The organism is Thiomonas sp. TH-17, from assembly GCF_057473305.1.
Window position 1 is genome coordinate 1 of the sequence record NZ_JBYCKI010000163.1, and the last position, 23,457, is coordinate 23,457.

General features: G+C 61.0%; 21 protein-coding genes. 14 read left to right on the forward strand and 7 right to left on the reverse strand.

Translation table 11 applies throughout. The features are described 5' to 3' along the window. Positions 1-165 precede the first annotated feature (165 nt). The 5 genes from AC2VLV_RS10145 to AC2VLV_RS10165 all read left to right on the forward strand — a co-directional run bounded on the left by AC2VLV_RS10145 (position 166) and on the right by AC2VLV_RS10165 (position 3,528). Positions 166-1,461 carry a DUF6538 domain-containing protein gene (locus tag AC2VLV_RS10145; RefSeq protein WP_486989888.1) on the forward strand — a complete coding sequence of 432 codons (1,296 nt, stop codon included), beginning with the start codon at positions 166-168 and terminating at the stop codon, positions 1,459-1,461. A 216-nt stretch (positions 1,462-1,677) separates the two neighbouring features. Further along, positions 1,678-2,022, forward strand: a complete 345-nt coding sequence (locus tag AC2VLV_RS10150) for a hypothetical protein (protein ID WP_486989868.1) — start codon at positions 1,678-1,680, stop codon at positions 2,020-2,022. Between the two features lie 30 nt (positions 2,023-2,052). Beyond that, positions 2,053-2,199 (forward strand): hypothetical protein, encoded by a 147-nt coding sequence (locus AC2VLV_RS10155; protein WP_486989869.1) that lies wholly within the window; start codon positions 2,053-2,055, stop codon positions 2,197-2,199. Between the two features lie 519 nt (positions 2,200-2,718). Further along, on the forward strand, positions 2,719-2,994 hold the full coding sequence (locus AC2VLV_RS10160) for a hypothetical protein (RefSeq protein WP_486989870.1): 276 nt from the start codon (positions 2,719-2,721) through the stop codon (positions 2,992-2,994). A gap of 258 nt (positions 2,995-3,252) precedes the next feature. Next, positions 3,253-3,528: a DUF6471 domain-containing protein gene (locus AC2VLV_RS10165; protein ID WP_486989871.1), complete on the forward strand. Its 276-nt coding sequence runs from the start codon at positions 3,253-3,255 to the stop codon at positions 3,526-3,528. Between the two features lie 365 nt (positions 3,529-3,893). On the opposite strand, the gene AC2VLV_RS10170 is transcribed toward AC2VLV_RS10165, so the two are convergent. Together AC2VLV_RS10170 and AC2VLV_RS10175 are read right to left on the reverse strand one after the other, a co-directional pair. Beyond that, positions 3,894-4,535, reverse strand: a complete 642-nt coding sequence (locus tag AC2VLV_RS10170; protein ID WP_486989872.1) for a hypothetical protein — start codon at positions 4,533-4,535, stop codon at positions 3,894-3,896. A gap of 89 nt (positions 4,536-4,624) precedes the next feature. Next, a complete protein-coding gene (locus tag AC2VLV_RS10175) occupies positions 4,625-4,936 on the reverse strand; it encodes a hypothetical protein (RefSeq protein ID WP_486989873.1) in 312 nt (103 codons plus the stop codon). Positions 4,937-5,023: 87 nt separating this feature from the next. Between AC2VLV_RS10175 and istA the strand changes: the two genes are divergently transcribed. Then, positions 5,024-6,544 carry an IS21-like element ISThsp2 family transposase gene (gene istA / locus AC2VLV_RS10180; protein ID WP_486989874.1) on the forward strand — a complete coding sequence of 507 codons (1,521 nt, stop codon included), beginning with the start codon at positions 5,024-5,026 and terminating at the stop codon, positions 6,542-6,544. Beyond that, on the forward strand, positions 6,537-7,355 hold the full coding sequence (gene istB / locus AC2VLV_RS10185; RefSeq protein WP_486989875.1) for an IS21-like element ISThsp2 family helper ATPase IstB: 819 nt from the start codon (positions 6,537-6,539) through the stop codon (positions 7,353-7,355). Before istA ends, istB begins: the two co-directional genes overlap by 8 nt. A gap of 489 nt (positions 7,356-7,844) precedes the next feature. On the opposite strand, the gene AC2VLV_RS10190 is transcribed toward istB, so the two are convergent. Genes AC2VLV_RS10190 through imuA form a run of 3 tightly spaced genes read right to left on the reverse strand, consistent with a single transcriptional unit; the run spans position 7,845 to position 12,985 of the window. Continuing rightward, entirely contained in the window at positions 7,845-10,943 is a 3,099-nt protein-coding gene (locus tag AC2VLV_RS10190; RefSeq protein ID WP_486989876.1) for an error-prone DNA polymerase, read from the reverse strand. A gap of 7 nt (positions 10,944-10,950) precedes the next feature. Then, complete coding sequence (locus AC2VLV_RS10195) at positions 10,951-12,273, reverse strand: Y-family DNA polymerase (protein WP_486989877.1); 1,323 nt, start codon at positions 12,271-12,273, stop codon at positions 10,951-10,953. Next, a complete protein-coding gene (gene imuA, locus AC2VLV_RS10200) occupies positions 12,230-12,985 on the reverse strand; it encodes a translesion DNA synthesis-associated protein ImuA (RefSeq protein WP_486989878.1) in 756 nt (251 codons plus the stop codon). The genes AC2VLV_RS10195 and imuA overlap by 44 nt, the downstream gene beginning before the upstream one ends. A gap of 121 nt (positions 12,986-13,106) precedes the next feature. Between imuA and AC2VLV_RS10205 the strand changes: the two genes are divergently transcribed. After that, complete coding sequence (locus tag AC2VLV_RS10205; RefSeq protein ID WP_486989879.1) at positions 13,107-13,784, forward strand: SOS response-associated peptidase; 678 nt, start codon at positions 13,107-13,109, stop codon at positions 13,782-13,784. 721 nt (positions 13,785-14,505) lie between these two features. Here AC2VLV_RS10205 and AC2VLV_RS10210 read toward each other — a convergent pair. After that, the gene (locus AC2VLV_RS10210) at positions 14,506-15,396 is read right to left on the reverse strand and encodes an NAD(P)-dependent oxidoreductase (RefSeq protein ID WP_486989880.1); all 891 of its coding nucleotides are present in this window, start codon (positions 15,394-15,396) and stop codon (positions 14,506-14,508) included. Between the two features lie 249 nt (positions 15,397-15,645). On the opposite strand from AC2VLV_RS10210, the gene AC2VLV_RS10215 reads away from it, so the two are divergent. Continuing rightward, positions 15,646-16,005, forward strand: a complete 360-nt coding sequence (locus tag AC2VLV_RS10215; protein ID WP_486989881.1) for a hypothetical protein — start codon at positions 15,646-15,648, stop codon at positions 16,003-16,005. A 78-nt stretch (positions 16,006-16,083) separates the two neighbouring features. Here the strand turns inward: AC2VLV_RS10215 and AC2VLV_RS10220 are convergent, their stop codons facing one another. Next, positions 16,084-16,584: a hypothetical protein gene (locus AC2VLV_RS10220; RefSeq protein WP_486989882.1), complete on the reverse strand. Its 501-nt coding sequence runs from the start codon at positions 16,582-16,584 to the stop codon at positions 16,084-16,086. 838 nt (positions 16,585-17,422) lie between these two features. Here AC2VLV_RS10220 and AC2VLV_RS10225 point away from each other — a divergent pair. The 5 genes from AC2VLV_RS10225 to AC2VLV_RS10245 form a co-directional block, all read left to right on the forward strand. Next, positions 17,423-18,067 (forward strand): LysE family translocator, encoded by a 645-nt coding sequence (locus tag AC2VLV_RS10225; RefSeq protein WP_486989883.1) that lies wholly within the window; start codon positions 17,423-17,425, stop codon positions 18,065-18,067. A gap of 128 nt (positions 18,068-18,195) precedes the next feature. After that, on the forward strand, positions 18,196-18,825 hold the full coding sequence (locus tag AC2VLV_RS10230) for an FMN-binding negative transcriptional regulator (RefSeq protein ID WP_486989884.1): 630 nt from the start codon (positions 18,196-18,198) through the stop codon (positions 18,823-18,825). 348 nt (positions 18,826-19,173) lie between these two features. Continuing rightward, a complete protein-coding gene (locus AC2VLV_RS10235; RefSeq protein ID WP_486989885.1) occupies positions 19,174-22,380 on the forward strand; it encodes a helicase-related protein in 3,207 nt (1,068 codons plus the stop codon). Continuing rightward, positions 22,377-23,159: a DUF4391 domain-containing protein gene (locus tag AC2VLV_RS10240; protein WP_486989886.1), complete on the forward strand. Its 783-nt coding sequence runs from the start codon at positions 22,377-22,379 to the stop codon at positions 23,157-23,159. Before AC2VLV_RS10235 ends, AC2VLV_RS10240 begins: the two co-directional genes overlap by 4 nt. 27 nt (positions 23,160-23,186) lie before the next feature. Then, positions 23,187-23,457: hypothetical protein (locus tag AC2VLV_RS10245; RefSeq protein ID WP_486989887.1), on the forward strand; the 271-nt coding region annotated here is incomplete at its 3' end.

Below are 23,457 nucleotides of genomic sequence, written 5' to 3' on the forward strand. Positions count from 1 at the left end.
CCCTCTCTCCGCCAATGATTGCCTAAGTTGTTGATACGTAATAGAAATTTCTCGTATCAATGACAGCTTCCTCCAGGTTGCTGTACTTTTTGCTGTACACGTCATTCGACGCCAAGCCTCTGCGACGCCCTTGTCAACGTCTAGGAGGTTTTTTTTATGGTGTACATGACGCAGCAGCGCGGCGCTTACTACTTTCAGATGAGGGTGCCCCGCAAGCACCGCGGTGATTACGGCGAACTCATCCGTGTTGCCTTGAGAACTTCCGACCGTGAGGTCGCGCGGGTGCTCGCTATGGGCCTTGCCGCGCAATGGCTCGCCAGGTTCTCTGGCCTTTCAATTCCTGTGGTCCCCGCTGGTTCGGCGGTTTCACTGGTTCAGGAGTCGGCATTGGTGTCAGGCACACCTTTGGTTTCGGTGCCCCAAGGCGCTGGAGCTATCCCTCCAGCGGGGCCGATGCCTCCGTTGGGGGGCGAGTACCCGGCCGTCCCTGTGCCTGAGGACCAGACCTTCCTCGCGCTCTTCGAGTACTGGTGCAAGCTCAACCCGAATCGCCCGCCGCGGACCGTGGTCGAGTTTCGAGCGACCGCCGATGCTTTCGATACCTTCGCCAAGCTGCCTGCGGCCCGTGTCAGTCGCAGGAACGTGGCCGCTTACAGGGACTCCCTGCTTGCGTCCTCGCTGCATCCGAAGACGGTCACCAAAAAGCTCGGACACTTGAGCGCCATCATGCAGGCTGCCGTTGACGCTGGTCTCCAGGAGAACAACCCGTTCCGCGGTCTTCGCGTGCCGCGCCAGGAAGGGCAGAGCGTCGGGCGACGGCCGTTCAACGCGCAGGAGCTTGGCGCGGTCTTCGCGTCGCCGGTATACGGGAAGGGGCTGCGACCGAGGGGCGCGGGTGGAGATGCGTGTGCTTGGCTGCCGGCGCTCGGCCTTCTGACTGGATGCCGCCTCGAAGAGTTGTGTCAGCTGCGCGTCCGCGACGTCGAGGCGGACCCCGTCCATGGGCTGCTGATTCATATTCGCCCTGACGGCTTGACTGCCCGGGTCAAGAATAACGCGTCCATACGCGTGGTTCCTGTGCATGCCGAGTTGCTCCGGATTGGCTTCGGGCGCTACGTCGATGGGCTCAGAACTGCGGGTGGGGAGTGGCTGTTTCCCGCGCTGACTGTGGACCGATTCGGCAAGCGCAGCGGGAACTGGTCGAAATGGTGGGGGCGCTACCTGCGTCATGCCCAAGGTTGCGGTATCGCCGACAGGACCCTTGTCTTCCACGCGTTCCGGCACACGTTCAAGACCCTGTGCCGAGCTGCTCGTATCCCCGAGGATGTGCATGATGCCCTGACCGGGCACAGCAACGGGCAGGTCGGCCGCCACTATGGAAACATGCCCGTCGACGTCTTGGTGAAGGCCATGGCCAGCATCGAGTTGCCCGTCCGCCTCCCGCTCATCAACAACGACTGACGGCTGCTTGACCATGTGTCTTGACAGCGCTGATGTCGCGCTGTCGGAAACATCGCGGGAGCGGCGAATCCGGCGTGCCCGATACTGACCATCCAGTGCCGGATAGTCCCGGCCGGATAGTGCTTGGGCAACCATGCCGGACACCGCCATCGATGCTGCGAGAAGGTCTTCCGTCGTCGGAAGGTCATAGTGCCGCCCGTGGATGTCGACGGGAGCATGGCCCATGAACATCCGGCGTTCATCCGAATCAATGCCAGCACGTCGCATGGCGGGGGCGGCGGTGTTACGCAGGCTCTCCAGGACCAAACGACGGTCCTCGCCGACGACTTGGTCAATGCGCTTGTTCAGGCGTTTTCCGACGGCCGAGCCGAAACTTCCGTAGCGATTCGCGGTCAGGTGGCTGAAAAGTCGGCCCTTTCCGGCAGCCTTCTTGAGAGCAAGGAGTCGCTCATGCAGCCCTCTAATCGAAGAAACATTCACCGGAATGGTTCGAACAGAGTCCAGACACTTCAGGCCTTCGGCCCGTGGTCGCTTCATCGGACGGTTCGATGGCTTCCGTAGTACGTCGGCCTCGACAAAATCAACTGTCCAATGCTGACCAGTCCAGGCAAGCTGCGGGCCGGTCAGGGAGCAGATTTCCTCCAGGCGCGCGCCTGCCAGCGCCTGCAGAGCGACGATGACCCGGTCATCCGGCGGCAGCGAAGTGTCAGCAAAGACCCCCTGGAGCAGGGCGCCTAGCTGGTCAAGCGTGAATGGCTGCCGCGGCGCGCTGTGCTGCCGGGCGCGTGCCTTGGCCGGGCGAATGTCAGCAAAGGCCCGTCGCGTATCGGAGGCCAGGTTGCAGCTACTCAGAAGCGTCAGGCAAATGCTCAGCTTGCCATGAACGGTGTTGAGGCTGTTTCCCCGACCACGCAGGTAGTCCGCGTAGAGCCGCACGTGGTCGCGAGTCAGTGCCTCGACGCATTGGCCGTCGAGCATTGCGGCGAGGTCGTCTGCAATGTCCCGGAACTTGTCGTAGGTCTTCAGGTTTCTTTCACTACCCTTGATGCTCGCCCAGTGTTCCAGGCACTTTTGGGGGGACGCTCCGGTGAGTGCCTGCAGGAGAAGGCCCCGCTCGGAGGGGGGAATCTCGGCCGTGAAAGTGGAGGTGCCCTCGAGGACGGCCTGCCATGAGGCAATTGCCTTGCTCCGGGCGCGATTGATGACGTCTATGACAGCGCGCTCCTGCTCCGCGGATTCCGTGACGAGGGTGAACCGATGACGGGATTCCATATCCGTCAAGAGCTTCCGGGCATCTGCGTCGTCTGCACGGCGAGTTTGACCGCGAATCATGCGGTCTTGGCTCTGCAGGTACGCAATCAATTCTTCGAGCTCGTCATCGCCCAGGCCGCGGATGAGGGCATCGAACTTCGTGAGCCAACCGAGGGCGTCACGCAGCAAGGTGGCGTCGAGTCGTGCTGCCATCGCGTCATCAAAGTGCAGCAACGTGTGCCGGGCGATGGCCCACGGCTGCGAAGCTGTAGACGACGGTAGATTAGGTTGCGAGCCCTTCTGTGGAAACAGGAATTCGGTGAGACGTTGGTGAAGCGGGGCCGATGAAGCGTACTGAGAAATGTCCAAGATGTTTGACCTGCATCCGCGGGACCAGCCCCGGGGTGCGTTGACCAATTTGCGCTGGTCAAACGTCTAGGACGCAGATTCATTCAAATCATCAAAAATGATGAAAACAATATTTATTGCGTCGAGATTAACATCGAATATGATGCGAATATAGAAATATGGAGCACAGCAATGCCGAGCAACGAACGAAATCCTGGAGGCGCAGATAGCAGGCAAACTATCGACTGGGAACGCGAAGCGCGCCGCATCATCAAGTCCCTCATGGCGCGGCACGATTGCAGTGCAAAACGCCTCTCTTTGCTCCTTGAGTTGCAAGGAATCGAAATTGAATCGAGGGCGCTCTCAAATCGCATCAATCGTGGGACGTTTTCATTTGCGTTCTTCTTGCAGATTGCCCGTTGCCTAGACGTCGACAAGGTGGAGGTACGTGCGATTTCTCGGCGATGAAAGCTTCCGGGGAACGAAGTGCACATGCATTTCGGGGGATTCCGTGCGCCTATGGCAGGGGGAGATACCCGGCATGCGCCAGGCGGCGGAACTCGGGCGCCGATGGCGGTGAGGGCCTCTCATGCGTGCTTGATGAGATGATTTTGAATCGTGCGAGTTGGATGCTGGGACGCAGCATTCCAATTTCTTTTTCTATTGAATTGCATGGGACATGCAAATTGATGGGGGCGGTGCATTCAATCGACGCATAAAAATGGCGCCGAACCCTCGGAAGAGTCGGCGCCGGAATTGCTGCTTGCGACGCGTTGGCATCGCCAGCGTCCACATGCTCTTCTCGTGTCCTCGCCTCAGACCGTGCTCGGCGGTCAGTGAATGACCGAGGCTATGTTTTCCATTGTGTCAGCAGCAGACGACCGCCCAGGTGGCACATACTGTGGGTCAGGGATGCAGACGACCACGTGCAGTGTCTCGACTGCAAAGCCTTTGATGACGGACCGCGGCGCTGCCTCGAGTTCGAGCAGCAGCTTGTAGATGTCCAAACCACGGGCGTCCGCCTTCAGTTCATAGCGTGCCCGCATGACCTGTTGCTTGGCTGCACGCCACTGCCGCCCCTTGGGGTCATTGACGAGCTGCATTGAACTCAGCAGTGCGAGCTGCTGCGTCTCTGTAACAGACACCGCAAGCGTCATTCCATTGCGACTTTCGACGGCTTCGATGAGCCAGTTTTGTGCGACCTTGTCGACAAGCGGCACGATGCACATTGCTTGCGTCGACGCAGCTTGCACATGAATAACCGTGCACGGCATGCCCTTCTGCGTTGCTGCGATGCCCATCCCAACGCCGTGGGGGACGAGCGGGTTCTCCAAGAGTTGGACGACTGCATCAGGAAGCTCACACAGCAACGCGTGCCCTTGGGAAGTAGGTCTTTTCTTGAGTGTGGTGAGCTCTTCTGCAAACTGAACAGGGTCGAGAACGATGCCGGCTGAGCGGTATGTTTTGGTGGTCATAGTGTCTTGTTCCTCATGAGGATGGATTAGTGGCCTACTTCATGTAGCCACTGACCTCCAAGTCACCGCGTGTCACCTTGCCGCCGCGGTCAATGCACAACGGCGGGTTCACTCCTGCTGCCCTTCTCACCGATGCCATCTGCCACTCCTGCGGAAACAGGTGGCCAATCGGCTGCAGCGACAGGTACGACCCACCGCTCCTGAACCTTCACGCCGGGGACCACCGAAAAGTCAGCCCCCGCGCCACTCATTGCTGCCACCGCTTTGCGCATGTCCTCAAGATGTTGCCCAGGGTCACGCATCATCGGCGTCTGCTCAACGTGCTCAATGGTGGCCTCGGCCAGTGCCTTCACCTCTGACGTCGGTTCATACTTGTTCGTGCCGAACGAAAATTGACCCACTTTTGAAGGTTATGCCGACGCAAAATTGACCCGGGTGTTCCACCTACCCTGCTGCTTTTTTAGGCACGGGGGGCAGGAGTGATCACCATGGACATGATTGGCAAGATCCGGCGGATGCATTTCCGCCAGAACAAATCCGTTCGAGAGATTGCCCGCAGTACGGGGCTGTCGCGCAACACGGTGCGTACCTGGCTACGCCAGCCGGGCGATGTCGTACCGCGGTACGCGGCGCGGCGAACACAACCCTCGCGCAAGCTCGCGCCCTATGTGGAGTGGCTCCGGCAGGCCGTGGCCATTGATGCGCAGCGTCCTAAAGCGCAGCGGCGCACGGCCAGGGCATTGCATGCCGAGTTGAAGCGACAAGGCTATGACGGCGCCTACAGCCGCGTCACCGATTTACTGCGCGCCTGGCGACAGGCCGATGGCACGAGCCCTGTGCACGCCTTCGTGCCCTTGACGTTTGCGCTGGGCGAAGCCTTCCAGTTCGACTGGAGTGAAGAGAGCATGGTGGTGGGCGGCGTGCCGTACCGCGTGCAGGTTGCCCACGTCAAGCTGTGCGCCAGCCGTGCCTTCTGGCTGGGGGCCTATCCCAGCCAAGGTCACGAGATGCTGTTTGACGCCCATACCCAGGGGTTTGCCGCCTTCGGCGGAGTGCCGCATCGCGGCATCTATGACAACATGAAGACGGCCGTCGACAAAGTGCACCCGCGCAAGAAGCGCGACGTCAACGCGCGCTTTGCGGCGATGTGCAGCCACTACCTGTTCGACCCCGACTTCTGCAACGTCGCTTCCGGTTGGGAGAAGGGGGTGGTGGAGAAGAACGTCCAGGACAGCAGGCGACGTGTGTGGATTGAGGCCCTGTCGACGCCCTGGCGCTCCTTTGCCGAACTCAATGCCTGGCTGGCCATGCGCTGCCGTGGCTTGTGGCAGGAGATCTTCCATCCCGAGTTCAGCCAGTTCACCGTGGCCGAGATGCTCGAGCACGAGCAGCCGCACCTCATGCCCATGCCCACAGCGTTCGACGGCTATGTGGACAACACGGTCAAGGTCAGCAGCACCTGTCTGGTGGCCATGGCTGGCAATCGTTACTCCGTGCCCTGTGAACTCGCCGGGCGGCGGGTGAGCACCCGGGTGTATCCCACCGAGGTGGTCGTGGTGCATGACGGCGTGTGTGTGGCCCGCCATGCGCGGCTGGCCAACCGGGGACAGACCACCTACGACTGGCAGCACTATGTGCCGCTGATTCAACGCAAACCGGGAGCCTTGCGCAACGGCGCGCCGTTTGCCGATCTGCCCCAGCCCTTGCAGCAACTGCGCCAGGCGTTGCTGCGGCAAGACGGGGGCGACCGGCTCATGGCCCAGGTGCTGGCGCTGGTGCCCGCATCCGGGCTGGAGGCGGTACTGGTGGCCGCCGCGCTGGTGCTCGAAGCCACGGCCCCGTCCGGGCGCATCAGCGTGGAGCATGTGGTCAACGTGATGGGGCGCTTGCAGACTGGCCCCCAGCCCGCCCAAGTGACCACGGCCTTGACGATGGCCGATCCACCCCGCGCCGACACGGCCCGCTATGACCGCCTGCGGGTGACTGACGAGGAGCGAGATCATGCGTGAGGTCATTGCGGAACTCAAGGCGTTGCGGCTGCACGGCATGGCCGGCGCCTGGGCCGATTTGCAAGGTCTGGGGACGAACGCCAGGCTGGATGCCGCGCAGTGGCTCGTCGAGCATTTGCTGCAGGCCGAGCAGGAAGATCGCGCCGTGCGCTCGGTGCGCCATCAAATCCTCTCGGCCCGCTTCCCGGTGCACCGGGATCTGGCGGGGTTTGACTTTGATGCCTCAAGGGTTGATCGCACGCTGGTGGGGCAACTCGCCAGCATGGCCTTTACCGAAGGCGCGCACAACGTCGTGCTGGTGGGCGGGCCCGGCACGGGCAAGAGCCATCTGGGCACGGCCATCGGCGTGGCGGGCATCACGCAGCACGGCAAGCGGGTGCGGTTTTACTCCACCGTCGATCTGGTCAACGCGCTGGAGCAGGAGAAGGCGCAGGGCAAAGCCGGGCGGATTGCGGCAAGCCTCTTGCGCATGGACTTGGTCATTCTCGATGAGCTGGGGTATCTGCCCTTCAGTCAGGCGGGCGGGGCTTTGTTGTTCCATCTGCTGTCCAAGCTCTACGAGCACACCAGCGTGCTGATCACGACCAATCTGGCATTCGGCGAGTGGTCCAGCGTGTTCATCGATGCGAAGATGACCACCGCCTTGCTCGACCGGCTCACACACCACTGCCACATTCTGGAAACCGGGAACGAGAGCTACCGCTTCCGTCACAGCACGGAAACCGCCAAGACCCGCATCAAGGCGCGGGAGCAAAGGCGTTCGGGCACAGCACAGGCACCCCAGTCCGCTGAGCCCGAGACACCGCTTTGACAGACAAACCCTTGGGGCAAGCCGCTTTGGGCTACGCCCGACGCAGCTTGCCCCAAGGATCCAAACCCACCAACTAGGAGCCAACCCCACGCAAAAACCGTAGACTTATCCACACCCGACTGCGACGCAGTCGGCCTTAGACCCCGGGTCAAAATTGAATCGGCACGGTGGGTCAAAATTCCATCGGCACGAACAGCCTGGACATCTGAATGTGTGGCAAGGGGGCGGTTGTTTCTCGTCGCCCCCTTGCCATCCCGTGCCAATCTGTGCCGCCGTGCCGGGTGTGCCAGGAGAAAACAAACAAACTTCTTGCCGCTCTGCTGCCCTATCTTTCCTATTCTTTTTCGCGAAAGTTTTCATTTTCACTTGTCTCACTCGGCACAGCACTGCGTTTTGTCCATTGCAGCAAGGACTTAGCGGCTGTGACAAGTGCATGCTTCACCTGGCAACGCCTGGCACAGAAGTACTAACCATGGGACAAAACCGGCTCTACCGAAACTCCCGCCCTCGCGTGGCCAGCCTTCCCAGCAGCGGTGTCAAGTCCTCCAGGTGCCCGGCAATGAGACTGGCCGTATTCCCCTCCCGCTGCCAAGTCCCAGCGACAGCCAACAGCCTGGCCCGCAGCAGCACGGTGCGCTGCCGCTGCCGCAGCCCTTTCCAGCAAATCACCTGCACCACGCCGGTTTCGTCCTCCAGGGACACGAAGGTCGTGCCCTTGGCCGTCTCCGGTTGCTGTCGCAAGGTCACGATGCCGCAGGTCCGCACCAGCCGACCGTCTGGTGCCTGGGCGAGTTCCGCCGCCGTCTGCAGCCTGCGCTTGGCGAGCAGCGGTCGGAGTAGCGCCAGCGGATGCCGTCGCAAGGTCAGGCCCGTTGTGGCGTAATCAAAGACGATGTCCTCGCCCTCCGGTGGCGCGGGAAGCTCCAGCCAGTCCTCCTTGGGCACCGCGTCATCCAGGAACGCGGGCATGCGTTCCACCGCCGTCGCCTCCCACACCTGCTGGCGCCGATGCCCGGACAGCGACCGCAAGGCGTCCGCAGCGGCAAGCTGCCGCACCGCCGTGGTGTCCAGTTGCGCCCGCTTGGCGAGGTCCTCGGCATCGACCGGCGGCCGGCTCCTCCGTGCCTCGGCAATGCGCAAGCCGGGTTCCCTGCCCAGCCCCTTGACCAGACGCAAGCCGAGTCGCACCGCAGGGTAGGGCACGGACTCCTCCAGGGTCGAGTCCCAGGCGCTGTGCATCACATCGATGGGCCGGACTGTCACCCCATGGCGCTTGGCATCCTGCACCAGTTGTGAGGGCGTGTAGAAGCCCATTGGCTGACTGTTGAGCAGGGCTGCGAGGAACTCCGCCGGATGGTGCCGCTTTATCCACGCACTGGCATAGACCAGGAGGGCGAAGGAGGCCGCATGGCTCTCCGGGAAGCCGTACTCGGAGAACCCCTGCACCTGCTCATAGATGCGCTGAGCAAAGTCCGCGCTGTAGCCCCGTTCAGCCATGCCTGAGATGAGTCGGTCGCGGTACTTCTCCAGCGACCCCGTGCGGCGCCAGGCCGCCATCGCCCGCCGCAGGCCGTCGGCCTCTCCGGCCGAGAAGCCTGCGGCGACCATGGCAATCTGCATCACCTGTTCCTGGAACACCGGCACACCCAGGGTGCGTTGCAAGACGTTCTTCAAGTCTTGGCTGGGATAGCTCACGACCTCTTTGCCCTGACGCCGGTTGAGATAAGGATGCACCATTCCGCCCTGAATCGGCCCGGGCCGCACGATGGCCGTCTCGATGACCAGGTCGTAGAAGCAGCGCGGCTGCAGTCGCGGCAGCATGCCTTGCTGTGCCCGGGACTCCACCTGGAACACCCCCACAGAATCCGCTTTGCACAGCATGTCGTAGGTCTGCGGGTCTTCGCGCGGGATGTCCTGCATCGCGAACGCCTGCCCCCGGCTCTGCCCAATGGCGTCCAGCGCCTTGCGGATGGCGGTCAGCATGCCCAGTGCCAGAATGTCCACCTTGAGCAGCCCGGCGGCATCGAGGTCATCCTTATCCCATTCGATGACCGTGCGCTCCGGCATGGACGCGTTCTCGATGGGCACGAGACGCGACAGTGGCCCCTCGGTCAGTACAAAGCCGCCCGTGTGCTGCGACAGATGCCGCGGGAATCCCAGCAGTTGCCGCACCAGCGCCATCCATTGCTGCACGCCCAAGGCGTCCGGTTCCAGACCCACTTCCTCCAGTCGCACGCGGGCGATTTCTCGGCCGTCCCACCACTGCACGTTCCGCGCCAGGCGGTCGACAGTCTCCAGGTCAAAGCCCAGCGCCTTGCCCACGTCGCGCAGGGCGCTCTTGGGACGGTAGGTGATGACCGCAGCGGTCAGCGCTGCCCGGTCGCGGCCGTATTTGGCATAGAGATACTGGATGACCTCCTCGCGCCGCTCGTGCTCGAAGTCCACATCGATGTCTGGTGGCTCATTGCGCTCCTTGCTGATGAACCGCTCGAACAGCACCTGCTGCTGCGCGGGGTCGACCTCGGTGACCCCCAGCGCGTAGCAGACCGCGCTGTTGGCTGCCGAGCCGCGACCCTGGCAGAGGATGTGGCGCGACCGGGCGAAGGCCACGATGTCATCCACGGTCAGGAAGTAATGGGCGTAGCCCAACTCGGCAATCAGGGCGAGCTCATGTTCCAGCAAATCCTGCACCTTGGCGTGCATGCCGTCCGGCCAGCGCCGCCCAGCCCCCTCATAGACACGGCGACGCAGATAGCTGTCCGCGGTCTCCCCATCGGGGACCACCTCTTTGGGGTACCGGTACCGCAGTTCGTCCAGCGAGAAGCGGCAGCGCGCGGCGACCCGCAAGGTCTCGGCCAGCAGCTCGGCAGGGTAGGTCAGGGCCAGGCGCAGTCGGCTGCGCAGATGCCGCTCGGCATTGGGTTGCAGCGCATGACCACACTCGGCAATTGGCCGACCCAGGCGAATGGCCGTCAGGGTGTCCTGCAGCGGTTTGCGCGAGCGCAGATGCATGTGGACATCCCCGGCCGCGACCAGGGGAATCGCCGTGGCCTCGGCCAGCGCCTGCAACCGTTCCAGCCAGCGTTCGTCATCGAGACGCCGGTGCAGCTCCACGGCCAGCCACACCCGTCCCGTGAACCGGGCCAGGAGCCAGGCACCGAGCTCCAGAAGACCGGCATCGGTGGCCTGCCGCGGCGGCACTGCCAGCACCACGCAATCGGCCAGCGCCTCACCGGTGATGCTTTGCGCCTCGAGTCGGTAGGTTCCCTTGGGCGAGGCCCGTCGCAGTCGGGTGATGAACGTGCACAGATTGCCGTAACCGTTGAGATTGCAGGCCAGCACGACCAGCGTGCAAGGCGCCGCGCCTTCCACCTCGAACTGGGCGCCGACCAACAGGGGCAGGCCAGCGGCTTTGGCCGCTACATGGGCGCGGACGATGCCGGCCAGCGAGCATTCGTCGGTGATAGCCAGCCCCGCATAGTGCAGTTCCTGCGCCCGCTCGACCAGCTCCTCGGCATGGCTGGCCCCGGTGAGGAAGGAGAAATTTGAGCGGCAGTGCAGCTCGACATAGTCGGGCAGGGGGTCCATGCCTTCCTCACGCGAACAGGCCGTGCAGGAACCAGGCGGCGTCCTCGCCGGCCACCCGGGTCTGGAAAACCCAGAGTGCGCCCGCATGCGCACTGAGTGCCACCCAATAGTCACGCGCAACCTGGCGGCTCTCGGCTGTGCCGCCTGCCACCTGCACACGGTGCCACCAGCCGCCCTCGACCCGGTGGGGGCCGAGCAAGAGCTGCAACTCCCCCTGGTAGAGCGGACGGTTGCTGCGCACCGCTAGTCGAAGTGGCTCAGGCAGCAGGAATGTGGGCTGCGGCATGCCGTCCGGCCGCGTGGGCTTGGGACGCACCGGCTCGGAGGCGGGCCGCCATTGCTGCGCCCATTCCGGGCGGGCGTCCTCGACCAGGGCCGGTCGCAACACCCGCTCTGGTCCCAGGCGCGCCGCAATGCGCTCAAGCGCGAGGGTCAGGGACTCCCGGTCGGCGCTGGCATCGGGCAGCAAGGAGGCGTTGGGCGGGGCGTAGTCGCGCACGTCGTCCACGACCAATTCCAGACACTCGACCGGCGCCGCGAGTTGCACCCGCGCCAATTGCTCGGCGAGGAGGTGGGAGAGATGGTCCACATCGCGCATCGGCTCAGCTGTGCGGATGACAAGGGCATCACCAACCCCCACGTCCTTCGGCCGCATGGTGTCGTGAACCCAGCTCAGGGTGAAGGTGGTCACGCCGGCATTGCGCGCCACCAGCCAGCCGTGCAACTGCAGCAGCAAGCGCTTGGCGGCAAAGACCAACGCCATGGCGGTCTCCACCCGGGCCATCAGTTCCACCTTGGCGGTGAAGGTTTCGGGAACGGTGACCCAGGCCAACTGCTCGGCGCGCAGGCCGTAGGCCCGGTCCATGGCGTCAATGAGTGCAGCGCCAAAGCGCCGGGTGATGCCGCCGCGGGGCAGGGCGCGCAGGTCGCCCAGGGTGCGGCAACCCAGTTGCGCCAGGGTGGTCTCATGCGGCATGGCTGCGGTCAGCGCGGCAACAGGAAGCGGGTCGAGGCGCTCATCCAGGGGAACTGCATCAACACCGCCGATGTCGGCGCGAGCCAGAGCAAGAGCCCCCAGCGCTGTCGGCGCCCAGGCCAGAGAGGAAACGCCTAGCGTGGGCGCATCGGCCTGCACCCGCGCGGCCAGCGTGATGGCTCCACCAAAGAGCCGCAGGCTGGCCGCAACCTCCATCAGCACGGCCTCGTCGCACAGGGCGACCCGGGGCGTGAACTGCAGCGCCCAGAGGGCCAGACCGCGCTGCGCGGCGGCAGGGGGCTCAGGCAGCTCAGAGCTGGACGGACTCGGCAGTCGCAGCGCGCACCACAGCATGGCGGGCTCCGGTTGGAAGTGAGACAAAACGACTCGGCACACGGGAGCGCCGGGTCAGAATGGGCGCGAGCGAGACCGGCACGGCGGGCAACACCAGTGTGGTGTCATGCGCTGGACCCCGACGCTTGAGCACCTGCACGCGCAGGGACCAGTCCGGTCCAGACTGGGCGAGCACGCGCAGCGCGGCGGGGGAGGATTCACTGCGCACGCCCTCGGGGCGCAGGGCGATGCACAGGGCACGGCCACCCTGCAGACGGCTCTGCAGTCGGCGCAGTTGTTCCGGTCGCACTTGGGGTAACCAGGCGAGGACCGCCCCGGCGATGTCGGCCTGGACCAACTGCTCGGTGACCCACAGCCGCTGCGCCGGAGCCTCGGCCTGCACCCAGATGAGCTGCCGTTCACTGAGGCCAAGAGATTGCAGGCCGGGCAGGTAGGGTGGCTTGGGCGGCCCAACCACCACGACGCAGCCGCCGGCCGCAGCCACCGTGCCGAGTGCCGTACCGAGCAGGCGCCATTCCAGCAGGGAGGGTTGCGGGCTCAGTACCTCGGTGAGACTGCCGCAGGGCCAGCCACCTCCCGGCAACTCGGCATCCAGCGCAGACCAGCCACTGGCCACGACAGGGCCCGCAGGGGCGGCGATGTCATCGCCCCGCCAGACGGCCGCGGCAACGGACGACGGGAGGTCGGCAAGCAGAACGGCAGATGTTGGCATGGCAGGCTGTCCTTCGAGACGGGAGGGCAAGCCTACACAAAAACTGTATAAAAGAACAGTCTTTTAATTTTTCGGGGAATGGGCGACGCTCGGGCTTTAGACCACCACGCCGGGAGCGACCATGTGCGGCAGATACGTCCTCAAAAGCACCCCGCAGCACTTGCGCGAGCAGTTTGGCATCGAGGGGCCGGATGCTGCGCACAGCGAGGAATGGCGTCCCCGGTACAACATTGCACCCAGTCAGGTCGCGCCCGTCGTGCGGGTCATCGAGGGCCAGCGCCACCTGGACTTGCTGCGATGGGGTTTGATTCCGTCGTGGGCCGAGGACCTGAGCATCGGAATGAAACTCATCAATGCGCGCAGCGAGAGCGCGGCGACGAAGCCTGCGTTTCGCGCCGCGTTCCGGTCCCATCGATGCATCGTGCCGGCGGACGGGTTCTATGAATGGCAGCACCTGGCCTCGGGAAAGCAGCCCTTCTACATCCACCGCAAGGACGGGCAACTCCTCGCCATGGCGGGCCTGTGGGAACACTGGACGCCCCCGGGCACCCAGGACTCCGTTCAGACCTTCACCATCTTGACGACAGAGGCGAACGACCTGATGCGGCCGTTGCATGACCGGATGCCGGTCGTGCTCCAGGAGGAAGATGTTGCCCCATGGTTGGACCCGACAGCGAAGCCGGCCGACCTGCAGGCGCTGATGCGGCCGTTGGGCGGTGGAAATTTGTGCGCGTATCCGGTTGGCAAGGCGGTCGGTAATGTTCGAAACGATATGCCGACCTTGATTGATGCAGTATGAGCGGATGCCGACCAGTCGGTGCCTCCCCGGTGAACCGGGGAGAGTCAGCGCGCCTCAGCGCAGGCCGTTCCTCCGGTAGACGCAGATATTGCAACGCTATTCAACACACAAAGACCGTTTAAAGGCCGTATGGGCGTGATATTTCGATGGGTCGTTGCGAGTGAATTTCCGTTATTTCGAATAAATAACGAGTTTTTTGAATATTTCTTGGCCTGTTTTTAGAATCAGCCTATCAATATGTGGCGGACGCGCAACAACGATTAGAATATTAGGCTCGAACAGTTGAAAATCAAACAGTGGTTGCTATATAATTTGCTTATCGCGTTGATTGATGTTCTGGCTCAGCAATCTCTGCGGTACTGTAAGGTGGACAGTAGTTGAGAAATTATCATCGTTTTCATCAGCCGAACAGGCTGTTTCAAGAAACAGCAGTTGCTTTAGATGCAATTTGCACAAGGGATGGCGCGAAAGTGCTACCCCACTTCCCAGCCGAACAGGCTGTTTCAAAAGAAGCGATAGCTCATTGAGTGAATCTCGCAAACGGATGACGCGAAAGTGTCACCGACTCCCAGCCGAACAGGCTGTTGAAAACCCGGCTCCGGCCGGGTTTTTTGTGTCGTCGACCGAGAAGTCCCCGTTTCGGGCGTGTTTACGGTCGTGAGGAGCGGACTGCTCGTCAGGTCGTCACGACTCAACAGGGGGAACGAATTGCCGGCGCGGCTCAGCGCAGCCCGCCAGCCTCGGCGCTGACCAGTTCGATGCCGGTCCAGTCGAGTGCCTGACGGCCTTTAGCCAGACTGGTGAGCAGGCGTTCGTGCAACAAATCCGCCAGCGGCATGGGCAGAGTTGCCTGCTCAGCCACGTCGCGCACCAGGCGCACGTCCTTCATGCCCAGCTCCAGCTTGAACCCAGCGGGCTCATACGCCCGCTTGGCCAGGATTTGAGAGTAGTTTTGATAAATCGGGCAGGCAAAAATGGTCTGTCCCAAAAAACTGGCCAGGGCGCTGCGGTCGATACCGTTCTTCTCGACCAAGGCCAGCGCTTCCGCCATCGCTTCGACGGCGGAGAGAATCAGAAAATTGCCGCTGAGCTTGACCACATTTGCCGCCCCCGGGTCCTCCCCGAAGTCATGGATGCCTTGCCCGAGTGCGTCCAGCACCGGCTTGGCCCGCACCTTCGCTTGCGCCGAACCCGATTGCACTATCCACAGCTTCTTGGCCGCCGCCGCTTCCGGACGCCCGAAGACCGGGGCGCTGAGGAACAGGCTGCCCCGCTTAGCGTGCTCCGCCGCCAGGGCGCGGGATGTCTCCGGAGACACCGTGCTCATCGAAATGTGGAGGCCACCTTGGCCGAGCTTGTCGGCAAATCCGCCAGGCCCTACCGTAACCTTCTGCAGAGCGGCATCGTTGGCCACCATGGTGACTGCAATCCCGCCGGGGCTCACGGCATCGGCGGGCGTGGGTGCGACTTTCGCACCCGACGCTTGGAGCGATTGCGCGCGCGCGGCACTGCGGTTATAGACCGTCAAACCCGGACGGGCGTCGAGAAGATTACGGGCCATGGGCTGGCCCATGCTGCCTAGACCGATGAACGCGATGGCGTCTTGTTCCATGTTGACTCCTTGGGGGATGTGGCGGGAAGAATCTTGCTTGCTGCTTCAGACTGAAAATCGAAATTGTGCGGCGCCATCCGTAACCCTGCTGTGGGGAGGAGAGGGCGTAGGGCTCTAGGTGCATCCACAGAATTTCGAGTGCCTGTGGTGGGTTTGGGGGGGCTCGCCGGTCTTCGAACGCGGCTTGATTTTGGCCATTTGGCCAGCATTTACTTCGCTATCAGGGAAGTACTTCCCATAGAGATAGCCATGAACGTGAACGAAATGAAGGCTGGGGCTGCGAGTCAGTTAGGTTCCAAGGTTGCGCCGACGGTCGTCGCACTTGCACATCTCCTGCAGCGCCTGGAGAGCGGTCCCCTGGAAGCGAGTGCCGAGCAGTACCAGCGAGTTGCCCAGAGGCTCCGCGAGGAGCTTGCACGGACACCGTTTGATGCGCGCCTCGATGCCGTGCTGCGCACGTACCCAGCGGCCGCGGACGTCTACGAAAACTTCCGCTATGAGGTGGCGGGGCTATGCAGGGCGCAACTGGAGCAGTCGGCGAGTACCGAGCTCCAGGCAAAGAAGGTGATTGAAGCCGCTGCGACCCGTTCGACGGACGCTGGTGTGTGAAGGTCGATGGTAATTTGGTTGCATGGGAACGGCAAAATGGTCCCCAGATAGCAGGGACCATTTTGGCGAAGGCAAGGGTCAGACTTCAGCTGCGTCGGTCAGCTTGAGTTGGAGCCGTTGAAAGCACTGCGCAACGCTCAAGCCCTGCGGTAGCCCTTCGAACAACGCCCATTCCAGGGCATCTCCAAGTGCGAATCGCGCCACCGGCGAGAGCGCAGTAAGGCGTTGAACCAGCGCGGCGTCCGCATTGTCGGCGTCACCGGGGAGAGCCTCGGCAAACTCAACATCGAGGTGCGTGAGTTCGTCGGGCGTGAACATGCATTCCCCAAAGGCGTTGAGCATGTAGGCGAAGTCATCGCGAGAGAATTTTCCGGCGAGTTCCTTGAGCCCAATATTCAGGAGTGCCTGAAGGCGCGCCTTGGAGAGCGCGCCGACATCGTCACTACCTGAATATCCACGTTGCCATTTATGACTGTCGGCATATTGACGCGTGTGGCGCCCTGAAGACTGTGCCGCGATGTGAACTGTGATATCGATTGAGTTTGTTTGCATTTCGTTGCTTTCGATGTGTGAATTCATGGTCAGAGTGAGGGTATGGATGAGTGATGAAACTCTTCAAGAGAGGTGGAGTTTCATATAGCGAGCGTGTCTATTCGAGTGCGCTGCGGGTTGATGCTGCGAGTTGCGTTACAAATTTTCATGGTAATAGGTCTCCAAGCCGATGGATATTGCCATCGGAAAAATTTGAATAAAGCGCCTCCTGAACTCGGTCGGAATGTTGCCGAGAGGAATTCGCTAATGGGGAAAGTGGGACGCCCGGAGCCCAGCGAGTGGGACGGGCGATGGTCTAGCTAGGGACTTGCTTCATTGCTGCTCCATTGAGGTTTGTAAGTGTTTCGACATCAAGGAGCGCTTCGGGCTTGCATTGCGGAGCGCGGGGTTTTCTGCAACTCGGATGGACTCTTCTGTATTCCTCTACCAATGGCCGAAGCCCGCAAGCGACAGAGGAAAATACTTCATCCAATCGATATTCGAATTCTAATTGTATTGACGATTGATTTCAATTGTCGCAGCGTCTTAACTAAGCTGAATGTTTCGGATTTGCAACGTTTCTTACCAATAACTCCGTTTTTTGAAAGATATTTATTCAAATTAATCAAATAACGCGTTTTTTGATAAGCACGGTAAGTGCTTCAGTCCAAGTCACACGCTGTCACGCCTGCCCCTGTCCACTTCTCATCAGCGACGCCCGCGCGATGACGAAATTGCCTAGCGAATGAAAGGCGAACAAGCGCAATGTGCGCGTCATGTTGCAGCCGAGGCATCCAAGCGGGGAAAGCCTGGCAGGGCCACGGCCGTTCGGGGCGGCACCTAGAATTTAGGCACCCCGGCGGTTTCCGCTCCCTACGTCTCGACCATGCCAACCTGGACCACCTACCTTATCTTCGTCAGCTTTGCCCTGGCCGCGTCCTTCACACCCGGGCCGGCGGTCATGCTGTCGATACACAACGCCATGCACTTCGGCTGGCGGCGTGCGCTGTGGTCGTCGCTCGGGAACGCCTCAGGTTTGCTCACTCTGGCCATGCTTAGCGCCTTGGGACTCAACGCAGTGCTGCAAACGTCCGCACTCGCATTCAACCTGGTCAAGGTTGCTGGCGCCACGTACCTCATCTGGTTGGGCATTCAGCAATGGCGCAAGGCGGGGCAGGCTTCGTCGCAAGCACTGGCCACCGTGTCCGGCGAGCAGCGGGCCGACCGCCATCCGCGCAAGCTCTACGTCAAGGGTGTTGCGGTGGCCCTGACCAACCCCAAGGCGATTGCCTTCATTGCGGCTCTGTTCCCACAATTCCTCAGTGCGTCCCAGCCGATGGGGCCGCAGTACGCCGTGCTGACGGTCACGTTCATGACCATCTCGCTGCTTGTCCTGAGCCTCTACGCAGGGCTTGCCGTGCTGACGCGTAGGCGCCTACACGCGTGGTTCGCCTCGGGTTGGCCGCAGCGCGTTTCAGGGGCGGTGTTCTGTGCCTTCGGCGTGGGCCTGCTGCGCCTGCACCGGGCGTGAGGTCTGAACCAGGGCGGTATAGGGTGCAATCGCACCCCGCAAGGCGAGCAGCGTAAGAACAAAACCTGCAGCACCGTCGCTGTGGTGGCACACTCTGTGCGGCCGGCGACCTCTCTTGAACTCTGCCCATGTACCTGCCCAAACACTTTGAACAATCCGACCCTGCTGAACTGCACGCCTTGATGCGCGCCCATCCGCTGGCGACCTTGGTCACGCAGGGCAGCGAGGGGCTGGATGCCAACCTCATCCCGCTGCTTCTCATTCAAGAGGACGACAAAACCTTCCTTCGTGGCCACGTCGCCCGTGCCAATCCTGTCTGGACGCAAACTCCAGACGGCAGCGATGTGCTCGCCGTCTTTCGCGGGCCTGACGCGTATGTGAGCCCGACCTGGTATCCGAGCAAAGCGGAGACCGGTAAAGTCGTGCCGACTTGGGCTTATGTCTCGGTGGTGGCGCGAGGGGTGCTTTGCATCAAGGACGATGCCGTCTGGGTACGCGCGCTTGTCGAATCTCTGACCACGCAGCACGAAGCAGGACGGGTCTCGCCATGGGGCATGGCGGACGCGCCTGCGGATTACATTGACGCCATGCTCAAGGCCATTGTCGGCATCGACATCGACGTGACCAAACTGCAAGGGAAGTGGAAGCTTTGCCAGGATGACGGCCAGCGAGACTGCGCTGGTGTGGCGGCTGGGCTTCGCGACCTCGGCACCCAGGACGCAGTCGACATGGCTGACCTTGTCGAGCGAGGTACGTAGAGGTGTAACCGTGTAACGGCGTGCCAGTGCGTCAGGGTGCGTTTCGCGGTTACGGTGTTACGTGTACGTGTTTCACTGGCTTCGCCGAAGATTGCCACAAGACCTCAGACACGAGCCGAATCTGCTGCAGTTGGAGTGGACCCACCGGCAGGCGGGGCTCTCGTGCTTGGCTATGCAAACCCAAGCACGAAAACAGAAAGCCATGAATTTTCACCAAGCGCTCTCCGTTACGCTTGGCGACGTTTGAACGTACTGAAAACAGTAGCATCGTTGGACAATCGTCGTTTCGACTCGGTGAATCATCCTCTATTCAGTCACGTCGTTGTCTAACTGTTTCACAAGTTGCTGATGCGTCTAATTCAAAACACTGGCAGTGAACGCGTTATTGATGCGCTGCGCGAATGTCTACAGGCGAAATCGTCGATGGACATCGCATCTCCAGCGTTTTCACTATTCGCATACGCCGAGCTGCAAGACATCCTCGGGATGGATATCAGTGCGCGGCTGGCACTGCCGTGTCCGGAGGGTCAAGAATGGGAGATGCTGGGCGGAGAGTTTGACCGGCCGTTCCGGAATCGCCTGCAAGTTCGTTGGTTGGCCAACCGGTGTGCTGACTGGGTGGCCAAGTGTGTCGAAGTCAGACTTCCCAGCGGCCCCATCCCTCAAACGACGCTGGTTGTTCGCTCTGAATCTGGGACACCAAGGCGCGTAATCACAGGCTCCAGTTCATTCACAACGAACGGACTCGGGCTCACTCCGAATCATCAGGTCAGCCTCATCCAATCAGCGGAAAGTGCTGACGAATGCGCGCTACTCGCGTCCTGGTTTGAGAGGTTATGGTCGAGTTTGGATACCAAGAGCGACGGCAAAGCGATGCTGCTATCTCGCTTGCAGGGGCTGTCGGCGCATCGGCAACCATCCCTCATCTACTTCCTGACGCTGTTCCATCTCTTCAAAGACCTTGGAGATGAGCTGGATGAAGAGAAAATTATCAAGTCGGCCACGGGCATTCGGAACAGTGTTGTCTGGCAAAAGCTCTATAAGTTCCAACGTGACGGCGTTGTCGGCGCAATCGACAAGCTTGAACGGCACGGTGGCTGCATCATTGCCGACAGTGTCGGCCTTGGTAAAACTTTTGAGGCCCTGGCCGTCATCAAGTATTACGAGCTCAGGAACGACCGCGTTCTCGTACTCTGCCCGAAGCGACTGCGAGACAACTGGACGCTCTATAAGGCCAACGACCGACGTAATGTTCTCGCTCCAGACCGTTTGCACTATGACGTTCTGAATCACACCGACCTTTCTCGCGACGGTGGACAGTCGGGCGACATCGACTTGTCTCATGTGAACTGGGGCAACTACGACTTGGTTGTCATCGACGAGTCGCACAACTTCCGCAACAAGATTACGCACCAAGGCAGAGAGAGCCGCTACGACCGCCTGATGCGGCAAATCATCCGCGAAGGCGTGAAGACCCGCGTGCTGATGTTGTCGGCCACGCCCGTTAATAACCGGCTCGCCGACCTAAAGAACCAGATTTCGTTCGTCACTGAAGGTGCCGACGATGCCCTCGATGCACACGGCATTCCGAGCATCGAGTCCACTGTTCGTCAGGCTCAGGCACAGTTCAACCGTTGGCTTCGTCTCGAAGAGATTGACCGTAAGCCGTCCCAGCTCATCGACATGCTGGGATTCGACTACTTCAGGCTGCTCGACCTGCTCACGATTGCCCGTTCACGCAAGCACGTCGAAAAGTATTACGGCACCGCCGAGACAGGTACGTTCCCAACCCGGTTGAAGCCAATCAACATCAAGGCCGATGTCGATTTGCGAGGTGAGTTCCCTGCCATCCGCGAAATCAACAACGAGATTCGGCGACTCAACCTGAGTCCTTATGCACCGTTGCGCTATGTCCTGCCACAGAAGATGGCGGACTACGACGCAAAATACAGCACACGAATTCGTGGTGGTCAGAGCTTCTTTCGCCAGATGGACCGAGAGGAGAGCTTGATTCAATTGATTCGGGTCAACCTACTCAAACGCATGGAAAGCTCAGTGGTGTCGTTCGCCCTGACATTGAAGCGCCAACTTGCCGGGGTCGATGTCTTGCTCGGCCGCATAGATGCTCACGAGGAATCCTTCGAAGAGCTGGACATCGACGAGGTTGAAATCGACGACCCCACCTATGAATCGCTGTTGGTGGGGCGCAAGGTCAAGGTACTGTTGCAGGACGTGGATAAGGTGCGCTGGCGGCAGGACTTGCAGGAAGACCGCAATCGCCTGGCAACGCTGCTATCTGCCGCCGAACAGGTAACCGCGGAACGGGACGCTAAGCTTTCCGTGCTACGCAAGCTCATCGCAGACAAGACGGCTAGCCCTCTCAATGCGGGCAACCGCAAGGTGATTGTTTTCACCGCATTCGCCGACACGGCCATGTATCTCTATAAGGAGCTGTCCGGCTGGGCCGAGGAAGAACTCGGCATCCATTCGGCGGCCATTGTCGGGGCAGGCAGCAACAAAACCAATCTGCCTAAGCTGAGAACCGACCTCGCCAGTTTGCTCACTGCCTTTTCGCCTCGCTCAAAGGAACGTCCGCCCGAGTATGCCGCCGAAGGCGACCTCGACTTGCTCATCGCCACGGACTGCATTTCCGAAGGCCAGAACCTGCAAGACTGCGACTACCTCATCAACTACGACATCCACTGGAACCCCGTTCGCATCATCCAGCGGTTTGGTCGTATCGACCGCATCGGTTCGCCGAACGACTGCATTCAACTCACCAACTTCTGGCCCAACATCGAGCTGGAGGAATACATCAATCTCGAACAGCGGGTGAGCGGCAAGATGGTTTTGCTCGACATCTCGGCGACTGGTGAGGAGAACCTCATCGAACAGCAGTCGGGGAACCAGATGAACGATTTGGAATACCGACGCCAGCAACTCTTGAAGTTGCAAGACACGGTCATCGACCTCGAAGACCTGTCCAGCGGCGTCTCCATCGCCGACCTGACGCTGAACGATTTCCGCATCGACCTTGCGGGCCAGCTGCGGGAGCATCCAGGATTGCTCGACTCGATGCCGCTGGGTTCATTCGCTATCACGTCGGCATCCGAACTGGGCGACACCGCGATTCCTGCAGGCATAGTGTTCTGCCTGCGTGCCGTCGGCGAGAAGGGAGCCAATTCTGCCGATTCAGGCTATCCGCTGGCACCGCATTATTTGGTTCATGTCGGCGACGATGGCACTGTGCTGTTGCCCTTCAACCAGCCCAAACAGATTCTCGACCGCCTGAAAAAGCTCTGCATTGGACGCGACATGCCCGACGCAACGGCCTGCGCCCGATTCGACAAAGCCACACGTGACGGCAAGGACATGGGACACGCTCGAGGCCTGCTCGCCAAGGCCATTGCATCGGTCGTCGGTAAGAAGGAAGAGAAGGCCGTCGCCAGTCTCTTTGCCGCAGGGGGCACGCACGCTCAGAAGGGCGAGTTTGCGGGGAGCAATGATTTTGAAGTGGTGGCATGGTTTGCCATCCTGTCGGAGGCAGCTGCGTGAGCCTGAAGGTTGTTCTCGACGCACTGGCGCTGCCTGCCAATACCAAGGTCGAACAGCGCATCCCCAAGAAGCTACTGGTTGAACAGGGAGCACCCACCGCAGTGGACAAGCGGCACATTCAGGATGGCATTGAAGAACTGCAATGGGTTGCAGCCCTGAAACCCACGAACATCGCCGTGCCTGTTTTCCGCGATGCCGAACGCGAATACCTCGAAGTGGCAGTTCTGACGGCAGTCTTTCGACACAATGCCAAGGTGGTACGGCTGACTGAACTTATTCATCGGGCCGTTCCCTATCCCCTGCTTTTGGTGTCGTCGTACCGTGATGGTGAAGCCGACGGCATTAGCGTGTCGGCAGCACATAAGCGATTTGCCCAGAACGAAGCGGGCAAGTTCGTCGTCGATGAAGTCCTGACCACTAACCCGATGGTCCTAGACCCGGTGCCGCTTCCGGCTACACAGGCGTTCTTGGGTTCGCTAGCCCTGTCGAGGTTGCCGACCCGTGACCTGCTCATGCTTTATCAGGGCTGGCTGGACAGCATTGTGGGTTTCGCAGCGGCAAATATCACTGGCCAATTTGCCCTGCCTGAGTCGGCAGAGCAGACCGACCGAATGAGAGAATCCGTCGCCAAGCATTCGCAAATTCTCGACGAGTTGTCGTCCCTCCGGACGCAAGCCGTCAAAGAAAAGCAGATGAACCGACTCGTTGAACTGAATGCAAAAATCAAGCGGCTGGAACTCCAACTGACCGCCAATCAATCCTCACTCGCTGCCCACTGAGCGAAACACGCTTAAGAAGAATACGCCATGAACAAAATTGAAGCCAACGACCCCACAGCCCAGTCCGCAGACATCGTGGCCGACAATCTGTCACAACTGCAATCTCTGTTTCCAGAAGCATTTACTGAGGGCAAGGTTCAATTTGACATTCTGCGGCAGTTGTTGGGCGGTGCGGTGGATGAGGCTGACGAAAAATATGGCCTTAACAGGCTGCTGAAATACTTCCGTCTGCAGTCCACGGCACCGGCGTGTGAGCCGTTATGCAGTGAGCCCCCTCAGATCTACTGGAGACCCGAGC